Origin of the sequence: Streptococcus sp. CCH5-D3, from assembly GCF_001556435.1 — a bacterium.
GTDB lineage: Bacteria > Bacillota > Bacilli > Lactobacillales > Streptococcaceae > Streptococcus.
The window spans coordinates 84,100-100,518 of sequence record NZ_LSIW01000037.1; the positions used below are offsets into that span (position 1 = coordinate 84,100).

Annotated in this window: 16 protein-coding genes and 1 pseudogene; all 17 read left to right on the forward strand. The window is 40.8% G+C overall.

Annotated elements, in window-relative coordinates; all coding sequences use genetic code 11:
* Window positions 1–69 precede the first annotated feature (69 nt).
* Entirely contained in the window at window positions 70–756 is a 687-nt protein-coding gene (locus tag AX662_RS01810; RefSeq protein WP_060971455.1) for a tRNA (adenine(22)-N(1))-methyltransferase, read from the forward strand.
* Window positions 746–1,534, forward strand: a complete 789-nt coding sequence (locus AX662_RS01815) for a Nif3-like dinuclear metal center hexameric protein (protein ID WP_060971456.1) — start codon at window positions 746–748, stop codon at window positions 1,532–1,534. Before AX662_RS01810 ends, AX662_RS01815 begins: the two co-directional genes overlap by 11 nt.
* Before the next feature lie 12 nt (window positions 1,535–1,546).
* Window positions 1,547–2,373 (forward strand): annotated as a pseudogene (locus AX662_RS01820) (ZIP family metal transporter).
* 66 nt (window positions 2,374–2,439) lie between these two features.
* Window positions 2,440–3,528, forward strand: a complete 1,089-nt coding sequence (locus AX662_RS01825; RefSeq protein ID WP_014634277.1) for an NAD(P)/FAD-dependent oxidoreductase — start codon at window positions 2,440–2,442, stop codon at window positions 3,526–3,528.
* Between the two features lie 186 nt (window positions 3,529–3,714).
* Complete coding sequence (locus AX662_RS01830; RefSeq protein ID WP_014634278.1) at window positions 3,715–5,061, forward strand: acyl-CoA thioester hydrolase/BAAT C-terminal domain-containing protein; 1,347 nt, start codon at window positions 3,715–3,717, stop codon at window positions 5,059–5,061.
* 212 nt (window positions 5,062–5,273) lie between these two features.
* Window positions 5,274–6,143: a glucose-1-phosphate thymidylyltransferase RfbA gene (rfbA, locus tag AX662_RS01835; protein ID WP_002883992.1), complete on the forward strand. Its 870-nt coding sequence runs from the start codon at window positions 5,274–5,276 to the stop codon at window positions 6,141–6,143.
* The gene (locus tag AX662_RS01840; RefSeq protein ID WP_002884062.1) at window positions 6,143–6,736 is read left to right on the forward strand and encodes a dTDP-4-dehydrorhamnose 3,5-epimerase family protein; all 594 of its coding nucleotides are present in this window, start codon (window positions 6,143–6,145) and stop codon (window positions 6,734–6,736) included. The genes rfbA and AX662_RS01840 overlap by 1 nt, the downstream gene beginning before the upstream one ends.
* 264 nt (window positions 6,737–7,000) lie before the next feature.
* Window positions 7,001–8,047, forward strand: a complete 1,047-nt coding sequence (gene rfbB, locus AX662_RS01845) for a dTDP-glucose 4,6-dehydratase (RefSeq protein WP_060971457.1) — start codon at window positions 7,001–7,003, stop codon at window positions 8,045–8,047.
* Between the two features lie 64 nt (window positions 8,048–8,111).
* Window positions 8,112–9,227 carry a hypothetical protein gene (locus AX662_RS01850; protein WP_229040603.1) on the forward strand — a complete coding sequence of 372 codons (1,116 nt, stop codon included), beginning with the start codon at window positions 8,112–8,114 and terminating at the stop codon, window positions 9,225–9,227.
* Window positions 9,228–9,428: 201 nt separating this feature from the next.
* Complete coding sequence (locus AX662_RS01855) at window positions 9,429–10,169, forward strand: hypothetical protein (protein ID WP_060971458.1); 741 nt, start codon at window positions 9,429–9,431, stop codon at window positions 10,167–10,169.
* A gap of 94 nt (window positions 10,170–10,263) precedes the next feature.
* Complete coding sequence (gene hemW / locus AX662_RS01860; RefSeq protein ID WP_060971459.1) at window positions 10,264–11,400, forward strand: radical SAM family heme chaperone HemW; 1,137 nt, start codon at window positions 10,264–10,266, stop codon at window positions 11,398–11,400.
* A complete protein-coding gene (locus tag AX662_RS01865; protein ID WP_060971460.1) occupies window positions 11,401–12,144 on the forward strand; it encodes an acyl-ACP thioesterase domain-containing protein in 744 nt (247 codons plus the stop codon).
* A gap of 1 nt (window position 12,145) precedes the next feature.
* Window positions 12,146–12,919 carry a TIGR01457 family HAD-type hydrolase gene (locus AX662_RS01870; RefSeq protein WP_060971461.1) on the forward strand — a complete coding sequence of 258 codons (774 nt, stop codon included), beginning with the start codon at window positions 12,146–12,148 and terminating at the stop codon, window positions 12,917–12,919.
* On the forward strand, window positions 12,909–13,553 hold the full coding sequence (locus AX662_RS01875) for a TIGR01906 family membrane protein (protein WP_060971462.1): 645 nt from the start codon (window positions 12,909–12,911) through the stop codon (window positions 13,551–13,553). Before AX662_RS01870 ends, AX662_RS01875 begins: the two co-directional genes overlap by 11 nt.
* 8 nt (window positions 13,554–13,561) lie before the next feature.
* Window positions 13,562–14,296 (forward strand): PHP domain-containing protein, encoded by a 735-nt coding sequence (locus tag AX662_RS01880; RefSeq protein WP_060971499.1) that lies wholly within the window; start codon window positions 13,562–13,564, stop codon window positions 14,294–14,296.
* Between the two features lie 161 nt (window positions 14,297–14,457).
* Window positions 14,458–15,381, forward strand: a complete 924-nt coding sequence (locus AX662_RS01885; protein WP_060971463.1) for a phosphodiester glycosidase family protein — start codon at window positions 14,458–14,460, stop codon at window positions 15,379–15,381.
* Window positions 15,362–15,751 carry a hypothetical protein gene (locus tag AX662_RS01890; RefSeq protein ID WP_060971464.1) on the forward strand — a complete coding sequence of 130 codons (390 nt, stop codon included), beginning with the start codon at window positions 15,362–15,364 and terminating at the stop codon, window positions 15,749–15,751. Before AX662_RS01885 ends, AX662_RS01890 begins: the two co-directional genes overlap by 20 nt.
* Window positions 15,752–16,419 lie beyond the last annotated feature (668 nt).

Here is a 16,419-nt window from a genome sequence, read left to right on the forward strand (position 1 = left end):
AAAAGCATTTCTTACCAATCTCCTTTTTTGATATAATTGAAGAGACTTAAAAAAATAGAAAGATGAAATATGTACGTACAATTATCTCAACGCCTCAAGGACGTAGCAACCTATGTTCCCAAAGGCGCAAAACTCTTGGATGTAGGCAGTGATCATGCCTATCTCCCGATTTATTTACTTGAAAAAGGTTTGATTACTTCAGCTATTGCTGGTGAAGTGGTAAAAGGGCCTTATGAATCTGCTTTTGCTAATGTCTCAGCTTCTGGTTTCCAAGATAAAATCGAGGTGCGCTTGGCTAATGGCTTGGCTGCCTTCGAACCCGCTGATGAGGTAACAACTATCACGATTTGTGGTATGGGAGGACGTCTTATTGCTGATATCCTAGATGCTGGAAAGGACAAACTTAAGGGCGTAGACCGTCTGATTTTACAACCAAATAATCGTGAAGATGATCTCCGTATCTGGTTGATGGAAAATGGTTTTGAGATTATTGCAGAGTCTATCATGACTGAAAATGGCAAATACTACGAAATCATGGTGGCAGAAGCTGGACACATGAACCTTTCGGACAAGGAAGTGCGTTTTGGTCCTCATCTCATGAAAGACCAATCTAAGGTTTTCCAGCTCAAATGGCAACGCGAAATCAATAAATTAGAGCTTGCTTTAGGATCCATTCCACTGGCCAATCAGGCTGATCGTACAGCTATTGAAGATAAAATTCAAACCATTAAGGAGGTTTTGAATCATGTTAGCTAGTGAACTTATTAAGACTTATGAAGAATTTTGTCCACCGGAGCTTTCTATGGAAGGTGATGTGGTTGGCTTGCAGATTGATAGTCTGGACAAAGAGATTCAGAGGGTTATGGTCACCTTGGATGTTCGTGAAAATACGGTAGCCGAAGCCATTGAAAAAGGTGTGGACCTCATTATTGCTAAACATGCTCCAATTTTTCGTCCAGTTAAGGATTTGGTGTCTTCGCCTGACCGAGATATTTTACTTGACCTGGTTAAGCATGATATTGCAGTCTATGTGAGTCATACTAATATTGATGTCGTTAATGATGGGCTTAATGATTGGTTCTGTGACTTACTTGATATTAAAGACACCACTTATTTAACGCAGACTTCTGAAAATCATGGAATCGGTCGAGTAGGTGATATCGTGCCTCAGACTATTGAAGAACTTGCTCTTAAAGTCAAGTCTGTTTTTGGCTTAGATAGTGTTCGCTTGGTTCGTTATAATCATGACAATCCTCTAGTTAGCCGTGTGGCTATTTGTGGGGGTAGCGGTCAAGGATTTTACCAGGATGCTTTGAAAAAGGGGGCACAAGTCTTCATCACTGGTGATATTTACTACCATACAGGACAGGAAATGATTACTAATGGTCTCTTGGCAATTGATCCTGGGCACCATATCGAAGCCCTTTTTATCTCAAAGATTGCTGAGAAACTTGAGGCTTGGAAACTTGAGCATGATTGGAATGTGACGATACTTGAAAGTCAGTCCTCAACCAATCCTTTTGACCATTTGTAGGAGGATGTGTCTGTGACTTGGCTTTTACATCAAAATGTGGTCTTTTTGGCCTTGCTTGCTGGTCTTTTTACTTGGGGCTGTACCATTGTCGGCTCAGCCATTGTTTTCTTCTTCAAGAATATTAGCCGTAAATTGCTAGATATCATGATGGGCTTTGCGGCAGGTGTCATGATTGCGGCCTCTTTTTGGTCGCTTTTGGACCCCTCTTTAACTTATGCGACTCAAAATGGCTATGGAAGTGGTCATGGTTCCCTGCGGCAGCTGGTTTCTTGCTTGGAGGTGTTGCCCTTCGTTTGATTGATGCCGTCGTTCCCCATTTGCATTTGGGGAATGACATCTCTAAAGCAGAAGGTATTCAACCTCGTAAGAAAAAGTTGTCCAAGACAGCCCTGCTCTTTTTGGCTATCACCATTCATAATTTTCCAGAAGGATTGGCAGTCGGTGTGACTTTTGGAGCCTTGGCTGGTGGCAATATGACATTCGCGGGTCTTTTGGGAGCCATTGGTTTAGCTATAGGTATTGGTTTGCAGAATGTCCCTGAAGGTGCAGCCCTCTCAGTTCCTATTCGAGCAGATGGAAAATCTCGTATCAAGGCCTTTTATTGGGGATCTATGTCAGCTATCGTGGAGCCTATAGGGGCTGTTATGGGAGCTGCTCTTGTCATGTTGATGATGGCGATAATTCCTTATGCTTTGGCCTTTGCGGCCGGAGCCATGATTTTTGTGGTAACGGAGGAATTGATTCCTGAATCACAAACCAATGGTAATACTGACGTAGCAACCTTGGGCCTTATGGTTGGCTTTGTCGTCATGATGGTCATGGACGTGGCCTTGGGGTAAAAGAATAATAAAGAGCTGTGCCTATTGATATAGGACTCAGCTCTTTTCAAATAGATGGAGTAAAAAATGAAAATTGCAATTGTTGGAGCAGGTATTGTCGGTTCAACGGCTGCCTATTACTTATCAAAAGAAAAAGGCGTAGAAGTTACAGTATTTGATCATGGTCTTGGACAAGCAACCAAGGCAGCAGCAGGGATTATCAGCCCCTGGTTTTCCAAGCGTCGTAATAAGGCCTGGTATCGCATGGCCCGTTTGGGAGCAGATTTTTACCAAGATTTAGTTTCAAATCTTGAAAAGGATGGTTATGACACAAGCTTCTATGATCAGTCTGGTGTAGCCCTTCTCAAGAAAGACGATAGTAAATTGGACGCTTTGTACCAGCATGCAGAGACGAGACTAGAAGAATCACCCATTATTGGTGAACTCTCTATAAAAAATGCTGAGGATCTCCCTGAATTCATTGGATTTGACCATTATCTCTATGCTTCTGGAGGAGCCAGAGTGGAAGGGGCAGAGTTGACAGCTACCTTGATTGAGGCCTCTGGTTTTGTAAAGGTGGAGGGACCAGTTACACTCTCTCCTCTTGACAACGGCACTTACGAGATTAATGCTCAAACTTTTGATAAGGTCATTCTCGCTTGTGGTGCCTGGCTAGGTCAAACGCTTGAACCCCTTGGTTTTGAAGTAGATGTTCGCCCCCAAAAAGGTCAATTACGTGACTATTTCTTTGAGGGGTTAGATACTGGTAAGTTGCCTGTTTTGATGCCAGAGGGCGAACTAGATATCATCCCCTTTGCCGGTGGAAAGATTTCGGTAGGAGCCAGCCACGAAAATGACCAAGGCTTTGATTTGACAGTTGTTGAGACTGTACTTGCAAGTCTGGAGGAAGAGGCTAAGACCTATTTCCCTGACTTAAGTACGGTCAAGTCCTTCTCAGAACGTGTGGGAACGAGAGCCTACACGAGTGATTTCTCTCCTTTCTTTGGAGAAGTTCCAGAGCTTGAGAGTGTCTTTGTTGCTTCTGGTTTAGGATCTTCAGGGCTCACGACAGGGCCACTGATTGGAAAAAATCTGGTTGATTTGGCCATGAATCGACCTGGTAGCTTGGATAGTGCGGACTATCCAGTGGCTCAGTACATTAAGAAAAAAGACTAATAGTATTAAAGTTCTTCTAGATATTTAGACTCAAGAATCAGCTGGCTATTTCTCGCTATTGAGGGATGTTGGCTGATTCTTTTTTATTAGAGTTATTTACATCTATTTCTTATTTGATTAGAAAATGATAAAATAGTAACTGTTCATCAATTGTAGGTGAATACTAATAAAAAATGGGGAGGGACTATGTTCCAAAAAGTTAAAGTATATGTGACAGTCTTTGTTTCCTTGTTAGCCATAAGTTTAGGCTTGTCTGTCAAAGCAGGGGCAGCAGAAGACTTGGCTGTGACAAAGACAAGAATTGTCCTAGAGAGTTATGAGTTTGGTCCTGCTGTAACCAAAGTCATTTTTGAATTTAATCAGAAGGTCACACCAGAGGTTGTCCACAGCTCAACCCAGGTTACAACAGCAGGAGTTAGTCGTCAGGTAACGAATTCTTATGTGTCCGACGATCAGGGGCATGTGGTCTATTATGATAACAGCAAGTACGTGACGCTTGAATTGAGCCTACCTTCTTATAATCGCTACAACATGGGTGGAAATGCTGAACCTATGTATTTTAACCTTTCTACTTGGACTAACCAATGGCTGGAAAGTTATATGGTATCGATGAAAGATTTGTCAGTAGTGGCAGAAGGTAGTAGTCAGTCGCAAATGGTGTCTTCTGAGCAAGATGCCATCAATAATCGTTTGATGCCAACAACGGAGGTTTTCGATGAGCGAGGGCAAGTAGGTAACATGCAGTATGCGGCTTATAGTGCCCAGACCGGTACGGGAAATAGCACCAAACCTTTGATAGTCTGGCTACACGGCATTGGTGAAAGAGGGACAGATATGAATATTCCCCTTCTTTCAAATGACGTCTATGCACTCACCCAGCCTGATATTCAAGGCCATTTCTTAACAACTGGTGATCAGGCGCGTGGGGTTAATGTGCTTGCTGTTCAAACGCAGACACCTTGGGGGTCGGATAATGCAGCACAACTCAAAGAGACCATTGATACATACCTAGCTAATCACCCAGAGGTAGATAAGGGACGAATTTATCTTGCAGGGGTTTCCAATGGTGGTGGTATGGTCTTGACTATGGGAGCAACCTATCCAGATTATTTTGCAGCTCTCATTCCAATTGCTGCTCCCTTAACTGTTGACCAATCTGGGATTGATAAACTGAAGAACCAGCCTATGTGGTTGATTCACACGAAAGCGGACACAACAGTTCAACCAGAAAATAGTGTCTTGCCTCTATACAAGAGTTTGATTACCTCTGGAGCTTCTAACAAATGGTTTTCATACTTTGAAACAGCTACCGGGACTGATCTTCCTGGTACAGAGTATGATGGGCATTGGGCTTGGATTTATTTCTTCCATGACCAGGTGATTGGCGTTCAGCATCCTGAAAATACGAAAAATTGGGATGGTTATAGTGGTATGGTAGCCACTGACCCAACCTATGGCGGTGGCTCTCGAGCTAGTGTCAATGGGCAAACCTATAACAGTATCTTTGACTGGATGAGTGCACAAAGGCACTGAAGAAGATGATGATTACGCTTTCTAAGGAAAGTGCTACAAGAGGTTATCTTCAATCTAAAAGGGTTTCAATCGAAATCCTTTTTTCATTGGATTAAGAAAATGGACACTTGTGATTTTCTTAATGAAAGCTTAAGAACATAGGGTTTACCGTGACAAGAGGGCTGAAAAATGCTAAAATATAGGTAATATATTAGAGAAAAAGGAGCCTTCTTATGAAAGGTATTATTCTTGCAGGCGGTTCAGGGACGCGTTTGTATCCATTGACTCGTGCTGCATCAAAACAACTGATGCCGATTTACGATAAACCAATGATTTATTACCCACTATCAACGCTTATGTTGGCTGGTATTAAGGAAATCCTCATCATCTCAACCCCACAGGACCTTCCACGTTTTGAAGAGCTCCTTGGTGATGGTTCTGAGTTCGGTATTTCCCTTTCTTACGCAGTACAACCAAGTCCAGATGGCTTGGCTCAAGCCTTTATCATTGGTGAAGACTTCATTGGTGATGATAGTGTTGCCCTTGTTCTTGGGGACAATATTTTCCATGGCAATGGTCTTTCTGCCATGCTTCAACGTGCCGAAGCTAAGGAAAAAGGAGCTACAGTCTTTGGTTATCAAGTTAAGGATCCAGAACGTTTTGGTGTTGTTGAATTTGACGACAATATGAATGCCATCTCAATCGAGGAAAAACCTGAGCATCCAAAATCAAACTTTGCTGTAACTGGTCTTTATTTCTATGACAATGATGTCGTGGAAATTGCCAAAAATATCAAGCCAAGTCCTCGTGGCGAACTTGAAATCACGGATGTTAACAAGGCTTACTTAGAACGTGGTGACCTCTCTGTTGAACTTATGGGACGTGGCTTTGCTTGGTTGGATACAGGCACTCACGAAAGTCTCTTGCAAGCTGCTCAGTACATTGAAACAGTTCAACGTTTGCAAAATGTTCAAGTGGCTAACCTTGAGGAAATTGCCTATCGCATGGGCTACATTACTAAAGAGCAGGTCCTCGAATTGGCACAACCACTTAAGAAAAATGAATACGGGCAATATTTGCTCCGTTTGATTGGAGAAGCATAATGACTGAACAATTTTTTGGTAAAGAATTAGCTGCACGTAAGATTGATGCTATCCCAGGTTTACTTGAATTTGATATTCCAGTACATGGGGATAACCGTGGTTGGTTTAAGGAAAACTTTCAAAAAGAAAAAATGTTGCCGCTTGGTTTTCCAGAATCATTCTTTGCAGAAGGAAAATTGCAAAACAACGTTTCTTTCTCACGTAAAAATGTTTTACGTGGTTTGCACGCTGAGCCTTGGGATAAATACATCTCAGTAGCAGATGAAGGAAAAGTTCTTGGCACATGGGTTGACCTTCGTGAAGGCGAAACGTTTGGGAATACTTACCAAACAGTGATTGATGCCTCAAAAGGAATCTTCGTTCCTCGTGGTGTTGCCAATGGTTTCCAAGTTTTGTCTGACAAAGTATCCTACAGCTACCTTGTGAACGACTACTGGGCACTTGAACTCAAACCAAAATACGCCTTTGTCAACTATGCTGACCCAAGCCTTGATATCAAGTGGGAAAACTTGGAAGAAGCAGAAGTCTCAGAAGCAGATAAAAACCACCCATTACTCAAAGACGTTAAACCCCTAAAAGCAGAAGATTTGTAAAAAACATAGCTCTTAAAACAATTAATAAAATCATTATATAGTTTTTAGCTTTGCTATAAACGAGCGAAGCGAGCTATATGCTTAGCTTTCAGCTGTGAGAAAAGCACCTGAACCATTTTGTTTCAGGTGCTCGGAAGTTTTGAGACATTAGGCTCAAAACTTAGTCATGGAACTTCGTAGAAGTTCGCTGACGTCCGTACTTACCTAAGGAAAGCTAAAAAAAATTGATTTAAGGAACAATCAAAAAAACTATTTGGAGAAAAAATGACTGAATATAAAAATATCATCGTAACTGGTGGCGCAGGTTTCATCGGTTCAAACTTCGTACACTATGTCTACAACAATCATCCAGACGTGCATGTGACTGTCCTTGACAAACTCACTTACGCTGGTAACCGTGCTAACATTGAAGAAATCCTTGGTGACCGTGTTGAATTGGTTGTTGGTGATATTGCTGACGCTGAATTGGTTGATAAATTGGCTGCTAAGGCTGATGCTATTGTTCACTACGCGGCTGAAAGTCACAATGATAATTCATTGAACGACCCATCACCATTTATCCACACAAACTTTATTGGTACATACACACTTTTGGAAGCTGCTCGTAAATATGATATTCGTTTCCACCACGTGTCAACAGACGAAGTGTATGGTGACCTTCCATTGCGTGAAGATCTCCCTGGACATGGTGAAGGTCCTGGTGAAAAATTCACAGCAGAAACCAAATACAACCCATCATCACCTTATTCATCAACTAAGGCTGCTTCAGACCTTATCGTTAAGGCATGGGTGCGTTCATTTGGTGTTAAGGCAACTATTTCAAACTGCTCAAACAACTATGGACCATACCAACACATCGAAAAATTCATCCCACGTCAAATTACCAATATCTTGTCAGGTATTAAACCAAAACTTTATGGTGAAGGTAAAAACGTCCGTGACTGGATTCACACTAACGACCATTCAACTGGTGTTTGGGCTATCCTCACTAAAGGTCGTATCGGTGAAACTTACTTGATTGGTGCTGATGGTGAAAAGAATAACAAGGAAGTGCTTGAGCTTATCCTTGAAAAAATGGGTCAACCAAAAGACGCATACGACCGTGTTACAGACCGTGCTGGTCACGATTTGCGTTACGCGATCGATTCAACAAAATTGCGTGAAGAACTTGGTTGGGAACCACAATTCACAAACTTCGAATCAGGTTTGGAAGAAACAATCAAGTGGTACACAGATCACCAAGATTGGTGGAAAGCCGAAAAAGACGCTGTTGAAGCTAACTATGCTAAGACTCAAGAAGTGCTTAAATAATTGGAAAGTCTATCACTTTAAAGTTAGTGATAGATTTTTGTATTAAGAATTGTTAGGAGAAATGATGAATCGAAAAGAATGGATTGAATATTTCGAAGCGATTAATAATCGTAAGCCCACCATTCAGGAGTGTCAGCAGGCCCTTCTAAATGGCGAATTTGTTATGGAAGGAAAACAAGTTGATTTTTCCAACAATGGAAATTCCGTGACTGCAGGAGCCATGCCTTTATCTAATCAAGTGACTGGTCAAATGGTCAGTCAACCTAGGACACAGCAAATGGTCTTTGTTAAGCAGAAAAAGTTTGGGAAGAAGACTTTTATTGGTCTTGGTATTGCTTTATTTCTTATTGTAGCAACAAGTCTTGGGTTCTTTTTGTTTTCTTCCAAAGGAACAAACTTGGGTGGTTTGTGGGTAACTAATGATAATGTTGGTTTGGTTTATGATTTAAGTGGGAAGAAGTCAAAACTTGTTGCAGGTTATAGGGAAGAAGAAATCACAGAAATCTCTATTGGTAAGAAGGTTAGACAGAAATTTGAAACAAGCTTAGAGGAGCTCAGTGATTCAAAACTAAAAACGATTGCTGATTTTGACAAGAAATACCATTTACAGACCAAAGAGATCATACTGGTTAAGACGGGATGGTTTGGCTACTATAATCTGATTCAGAAGGATGGGACAAACTTAGTTCTAGATTTAACCTTATCAGATCTCTACTACGGATCAAGAAGAACCAAAGATTTAAAAAAGAAATGCCTTTTTCATAAGGCAGAGGTTCCAAAAGATTTTGTTGGAAAATGGAAGATATTTGATGATGAAGGTGAATCAGAAGGAGAATTGACTATCTCTGAAAATGGTGTTATGACTACAGATTCTGATGATATAGATATCTTAATTGCTAAGCCTTTAGATATCTTAGTTGCTAAGCCTTTAAAAGAATATCTGGCGGATCAATCAGGCAACGTAGATAATGGTAAGGTGCAAAAAGAGTTTGCTAAAATACAGAAGTCTCTTAAGTCACATGGTTATCAGGCTAAGAGTGTTAATGACATCTACCACAATGCGAGAAAGTCATACTATTATGTCGTTGTAGATGGTGGCAAGCGCATTATTGTCTTGGAGGATAGCTCCAACCTTCCCTCTATACGGGTTATATTGAAAGAGAAGACAAATAGTAATTAGGATACCTCTAGCAGATAAGAAGTGCTTAGATCATATCCCAAAGCCTATCATTCCTCAAGGAGTGATGGGCTTTTTTTTACTAGTGAATACGATATTAACTTATAACAGCGATACAAATAATTACATAAATGTTACAAAATTACACAAAACACTTGATTTTTGTAACAAAATAGATATAATAGACATATAGAAAAGAGGTTTATGAAAATGAAAAGAAAAGTTATTCGTGTTTGTTCCCTTGTTTTGTTGTCTGTAGCTGTTTCTACAGCATTTGTTGGATGTGGCTCTAAGTCAGAAAAAGACACTGCAGCATCATCTACAACGTCAACTTCTAAAGTAGTGAAGTCATCTGCTAAAACAAAAACATCTGAGAAGAAGTCTGCTAAAAAGGCTAAGACAGAAGATTCATCTTCAAAGGATTCTCAAGGTCAAGAAGAAGCGAGTGCTCCTGAAGCTAGCTCTTCAAAAAATCAAGCTACAGCTGGAAATGATGCTCAAGGAGGAACAAGTGGCAGTGCTGCATCTGAGTCAAACAAGTCTAGTCAAGCAACACCTGATACTCAAAGTGACGCTCCTGTTCCAGCAGGTTTGGTTGGAACTTGGACTGGTACGAGTCCTCAAGCAACAGACATTAGTTTTACAGTTGATGCTGATGGAAACATCACTTCAAAAGCTAATTTCAATGTAGATTACGAACCCTATCGTCAAAGTTCAACAACTGCAAAAGCTGTTCAAATTTCTGGAAATCTCTACGTTTGGGAGGGTGGCGATTTTTCAACCTTGCTTCCTGGTATTACTGGACTAGGGGGAGCTGGTTTCCAAGCTAAGCCTGGTTTTATTCTTGAAAATGGAACCTACACGCCAGTGCAATTCATTTCAGACTTGGGCCCAACCTTTGATTATAGCAACTACAATGCTTTCCCATTCTCATTAACAAAATAATAGGAAGAGGCTATCTGAAGAGATAGCTTCTTTTTTGCCTCAACTCTTATCATTCATGGTCTCATTTCTGCTTAAAAAATGGTAGAATAGTTACATGCAAACAAAACCAACGTCAGCCTATGTGCATATTCCATTTTGCACACAAATTTGTTACTATTGTGACTTTTCCAAGGTCTTTATTAAAAATCAGCCCGTTGATGACTACCTACGGGCTTTGATTCGTGAGTGGGAGCTTTTAGATATCAAGGAGCTTCGCACCCTTTATATTGGTGGAGGGACCCCAACAGCTATTTCTGCCGAGCAATTGGACTACCTTTTAAGTCATCTTCAGAAAAACTTGGATTTGTCAAAGCTGGAGGAGTTTACCATTGAGGCCAATCCTGGTGATTTGACGGTTGATAAGATTGAGGTGCTCAAAAAATCTGCTGTTAATCGGGTGTCTTTAGGGGTTCAGACTTTTGATGACAAGCACTTGCGTCAAATTGGCCGCAGTCACAATCAAGCACAGATTTATGAAAGCATTGATAGCTTGAAGTCTGCTGGTTTCCATAATATTTCCATTGACCTCATTTATGCGCTACCTGGTCAAACCATGGATCAGGTCAGGGAAAATGTGAGAAAGGCACTGGAACTGGATATTCCACATCTAAGTCTCTACAGTTTGATCTTGGAACATCACACGGTCTTTATGAATAAGATGCGTCGGGGTAAGCTCAATCTCCCAACTGAGGATTTGGAAGCAGAGATGTTTGACTATATTATCCAAGAGTTGGAAAAAAATGGTTTTGAGCATTATGAGATTTCCAACTTTACCAAACCTGGGATGGAGAGTCGTCACAATCTCATGTACTGGAATAATGATGAGTATTATGGTGTTGGTGCTGGAGCCTCTGGTTATGTCAATGGTGTTCGTTATCGCAATAGAGGACCTATCCAGCATTATCTAAAGGCTATAGCTGAGGATGGTCATGCTAGACTCCAGGAGGAGCATCTGACTAAGGCGGAAATGATGGAGGAGGAGTTCTTCCTTGGTTTACGTAAAAAGTCAGGTGTGTCTATCAAACGTTTTGAAGAGAAGTTTGGTTTGTCATTTTCGGATACTTATGGAGACATTGTGAAAAAACTACAGGAAGATGGTCTCTTGGTCAAGGATCCAGAGGTGGTTCGTATGACAAAACGAGGACTCTTTCTGGGAGATAGTGTCGCTGAGCAATTTATCTTGGAGGATTAGATGGGATTAAAATTTAGTATTCCTTATCAGATTCCGTTTTATGAGACGGATATCATGCATCAGGTGAAGTTACCACACTTACTGGCTTTTTCATTGCAAGTATCAGGCATGCAGTCAGAGTCTCTGGGAAATACGGATAAGGAAGTTTTTGATAAGTACGGTCTAGTTTGGATTGTGACAGACTATGCGATTGAGATTGACCGTTTGCCTCGTTACAATGAAAAGGTGATCATTACAACGGAAGCCGTTTCCTATAATAAGATTTTCTGTTACCGTAATTTTTACATCACAGATGAAACTGGTCAGCAAATTATGCTCTTTAAGACTACTTTTGCTCTTATGGATTATGAAACGCGTAAGGTAGCAGAAGTGCCAGATGAAGTGGTAGCACCTTATGGAGCTGATAAGACTAAAAAGTTGCTTAGAGGGCCTCGCTATAAGGCTTTGGAAAATCCAATTGAGACTTTATATCGTGTGCGTTATTTTGACCTAGACATGAATGGCCACGTTAATAATAGCAAGTACTTGGAGTGGATGTTGGATGTTTTCGATTTGGATTTTTTGACTAAGTACACACCAGCCCATATTGACCTCAAGTATGTTAAGGAAATTCATCATGGGTCAGAGATTTATTCAGGCTACGAGTTTGACCAAGAAAGTTTGAGCAGTCAACACCAGATTTGTGTGGATGGCAATATTCATGCTCAGGCCATTATCCAATGGAAAAAAATAGGAGACGAGTAGGATGACATATAAAGGTTATTTGATTGATTTAGATGGAACTATTTACAAGGGGAAGGACCGTATTCCTGAGGGAGAAGCCTTCGTTAAGGAGCTACAGAAGCGTCAGATTCCCTATCTTTTTGTGACTAATAACAGTATGCGTACACCAGAGATGGTGCAAGAGCTTTTGCGTAATCAATGTGAATTGGAAACACCTCTTGAGACCATTTACACAGCTACTTTGGCGACAGTTGACTACATGAACGATATGAATCGTGGCAAGACGGTTTATGTTATCGGTGAGACTGGGCTTAAATCTGCCATTGCGGAAGCGGGGTATACGGTAGATGAGGAAAATCCTGCCTATGTTGTGGTGGGCTTGGACCGTGAAGTCACTTATGAAATGTTGGTTAAAGCAACGCTTGCTATCCACAAAGGGGCTATATTTATTGGAACTAACCCAGATTTGAATATCCCAACTGAACGTGGTCTTCTTCCAGGTGCTGGTTCCCTCTTGGCCCTTATTGAGGTGGCTACCCGTGTGAAACCAATCATTATTGGTAAGCCTAAAGCTATTATCATGAACAAGGCTCTTGAAATCCTTGGGACAGAACGTAGCCAAACTATCGTGGTTGGTGACAATTACTTGACTGATATTACAGCTGGCATTAAAAATGACTTTCCAACACTACTTGTGACAACTGGATTTACCAAGGCGGAAGAAGTTGCGGATTTACCAGTAAAACCAGACCATGTGCTTTCTAGTCTAGCGGAGTGGGATTTTGATGCGAACTAAGATTGAGGCTGTTCTGACTCCGATTTGGCTCTTGGCCCTGTCTATACTAGTGACGATTTATCTGGCATGGGGCTTTTATTATTTTGATATTGACTGGATGCATCTTTTGGACTATGTCATTCTTGGCAAGACAGAGCTCTGGCATAATTTCAATATCCTCATGCAGTATCTGACATTTCCTTGGGTTGGTCATCTGTCCATGCCTGATTTTCCATCGTCGGAGAGTGGGCTTAAGCATTTCCATGATGTGAAGTGGCTCTTTCATTTGGTACAGGGGCTTGTTATTCTACTAGCTTATCCAGCAGTAAGCTCTCTTTGGCGTAATGTGAAGAAAGGGACCTTTGGTCTTTATCGTAGGCTTTATATGAGTTTAGCTGTTTTACCAATCCTTATTGGAGTAGTGGGAGTTTTTCTCGGATTTGATGAGTTTTTTACGCTCTTTCATGAAGCCCTCTTTCCTGGAGATAGCAGTTGGCTCTTTAATCCAATCTTGGATCCGATTATCAATGTTTTACCAGAAGAGTATTTCCTTCAATGTTTTGTGATTTTCTTTATTATTTATGAGGGGTTGATGGTGAGTTTGACCTGGTTGGCTCATAAGCAGCTTACAATGTATTTGAAAAATAAGGAGTAGTTATGTCTATTCGTGATAACCATTTGCATACCCATCATTCCTATGATTCGGATGCGAACTTTACTGACTATTTGACACATTTTGATGGGGAAATTGTAACGACTGAGCATTACGATCTCTCTAATCCTTATACCAAACAGGACGATGTGCCCGAGTACGAGGCTTATAGTCACGAAATCGAAAGTCTTAACCTCAAGTATGGCAATCGTATTAAACGTGGCATCGAGATTGGTTATTACCAGCCTAGAGAAAGCGATATTTTAGACTTTTTGGATGGTAAGGACTATGATCTCAAACTGCTTTCTGTTCACCATAATGGGGTCAATGATTATCTTGATGATGAGGTAGCTGATATGGACAAGGCTAGCATTATTCAAGAGTATCTGGACAAGTTGGAGTACGCTATTGGTCGTGTGGACGCAGATGTTCTGGCCCATTTTGACTATGGTTTCCGACTTTTTGACGTGACTGTTGATGAGCTAAAAGCCTATGAGGAGCAGCTCAAACGCATTTTCCAGAAAATGCTTGCTAATGATTTGGCTTTTGAGCTGAATGCAAAGAGTATGTATCTCTATCATCACGAAGATCTTTATCGTTATGCCTTGGGGCTTGTTAAGGATTTGGGATGTTGCAAGTATTCTATTGGCTCTGATGGGCATAAATTAGAGCATTTCCGTCTGAACTTTGATAAGATTCAGGAGATCTTGAGAGAATTTGATATTACTGAAGATATGATTATATAGCGAAGATGGCTTCAACTGAAGCTGTCTTTTTCTTAAGGAAAACTTAAAGGAAAAGCGTGGTTGTGGGATTTATAGAAGATTTTAAGCTTTGCTTGTTATGCTAATTTCAAGCAAAAGAAACTTATGGTTTCTATCCTATCTTTCAAAATTGGAGGTTTTCTATGAAATTTCTCAAAAGGCATGCCTATGCCTTACTCTTTACCCTTTTTCTGATGGGGGCAAATGTCTACTCTCTCTTAAAGGTCTTTGTCATCCCTTCTGCGGTGTCGACGGTTTCAGCCAATACGACTAGCTCAAGCACAGCTTCGTCAACGGCGTCTACCAGCACTGGTAAGGTAACTAAGACAGATACGACCTATAAAGATGACAATATGGATATCAAAATCACAACGGGTAAAACCAGTGATACTACTTACTATGTGGCAGATATCAAGCTGTCAAGTGCTGACTACCTTAAAACAGCTTTGGCACAAAATACCTACGGGACTAACATCACTGACACGACATCAAGTATTGCCCAGCAAAATAATGCTATCTTTGCCATCAATGGTGACTACTATGGGGCTAATCAGTCAGGTTATGTGATTAAGAATGGTCAAGTCTATCGTGATACTGATCGAAACAGTGATTACGAGGACCTTGCCGTTTACTCAGATGGTAGCTTCAAGACCTTTAAGGAAAGCGATACAACGGCTCAAAAATTGGTTGATTCAGGTGTGGTGAATACCTTTGCCTTTGGTCCAACCTTGGTTGAAAATGGCAAGGTAGCTGTATCAGAAAATGAAGAGGTTGGTCAAGCCATGGCTGACAATCCACGTACAGCCATCGGAGTTATCGAAGAAAGTGACGGCAGTGTGCACTATATTGTCATTGTCTCTGATGGTCGTACCAGTGAGTCGTCAGGATTGACTCTTTATGAAATGGCCGAGTTGATGAAATCCTATGGTGTGACGACAGCCTACAACCTTGACGGTGGTGGCTCATCTACCATGTACTTCAATGGTCAAGTCATTAACAAGCCAACCACAAATGGAAACAAAATCTCAGAAAGGGCGGTGAGTGATATTGTTTACATCGGTTACTAAAAAATCAGCCAGCAAGCACTTTTTCACCTACATTGGTTTAACTATTTTTAGCCTAGTCTTTACCTTTGTCTATGAACGCTTTTCTTATGGCGAATCATCCATGTTTATGCGCATGATGTTCTTCGCACCTCTGGTCGGAGCTTTAATTTATCTGCTAACAGGAATGGGAATTTCTTGGGTGAGAAATCGTGCCTCAAAACTTCTCTTTAATTCAGCCATCGCTGTTGTCGCTAGTGCCTGTTTAGTTAAAGGTATTGTTGAAGTCTCAGGACGTACAACTAGTGTAGATATGCCCTATTGGTATGTGGCAGCTGGACTACTTTGTTTGAGTATTATGACAGGATTTATCAGACCTAAAAGACTGGCTTAACCATGAGAGCTTGGAGCTGTGCTTCAGGCTTTTTGTCTTGCTTTGAAAAATTATTTAGGATAAATATACAAATTATATTATGAAGAAATGATTTCAATTTGGGAAATAGTACAAAGAAATTGTCATAAAAAATAACTGAGCAAGATTTTTTGTGATAGGAATTTAGATAGAACGAGATCTTCTGTAGTGATGAAAGTACTTGAAAAAAGTAGTGGTTTCCAGTTAAACTATCACAGTCAGAAGTCTCTTTAGGGATCCACTTGGTTTGTAAAAAGATACCGCATCAACTTTTTATTTACTTGAACTCAATTTCACAGCAGTTTGTTTTGGCTATTAAATATACAAGGATTTCAAGTTTTTATAAAAATATACAAAAAAGGCTTGCTTTGTTCTGAATTTTCATGTAGAATAATCTCAAATAAAATCGTTGAGAGAAAAAGTCAGATCGTTTCACAGAGAGTGCGGGAAGCTGAGAACGCATGAGATCAAAGACGACACATTCTTGAGAGCGTATGCGAACTCTGAATGACAGTAGTGTACGACGGGTGGTTCCGTTAGAGACTGGGAGTTACAAGTGCGTCTTTGTGACTTCATGAGGAAGAGGGGGTGACCCCTGTTCGAATTAAGGTGGAACCACGTGCCAACGTCCTTGCAAAAGTTATTTTTGC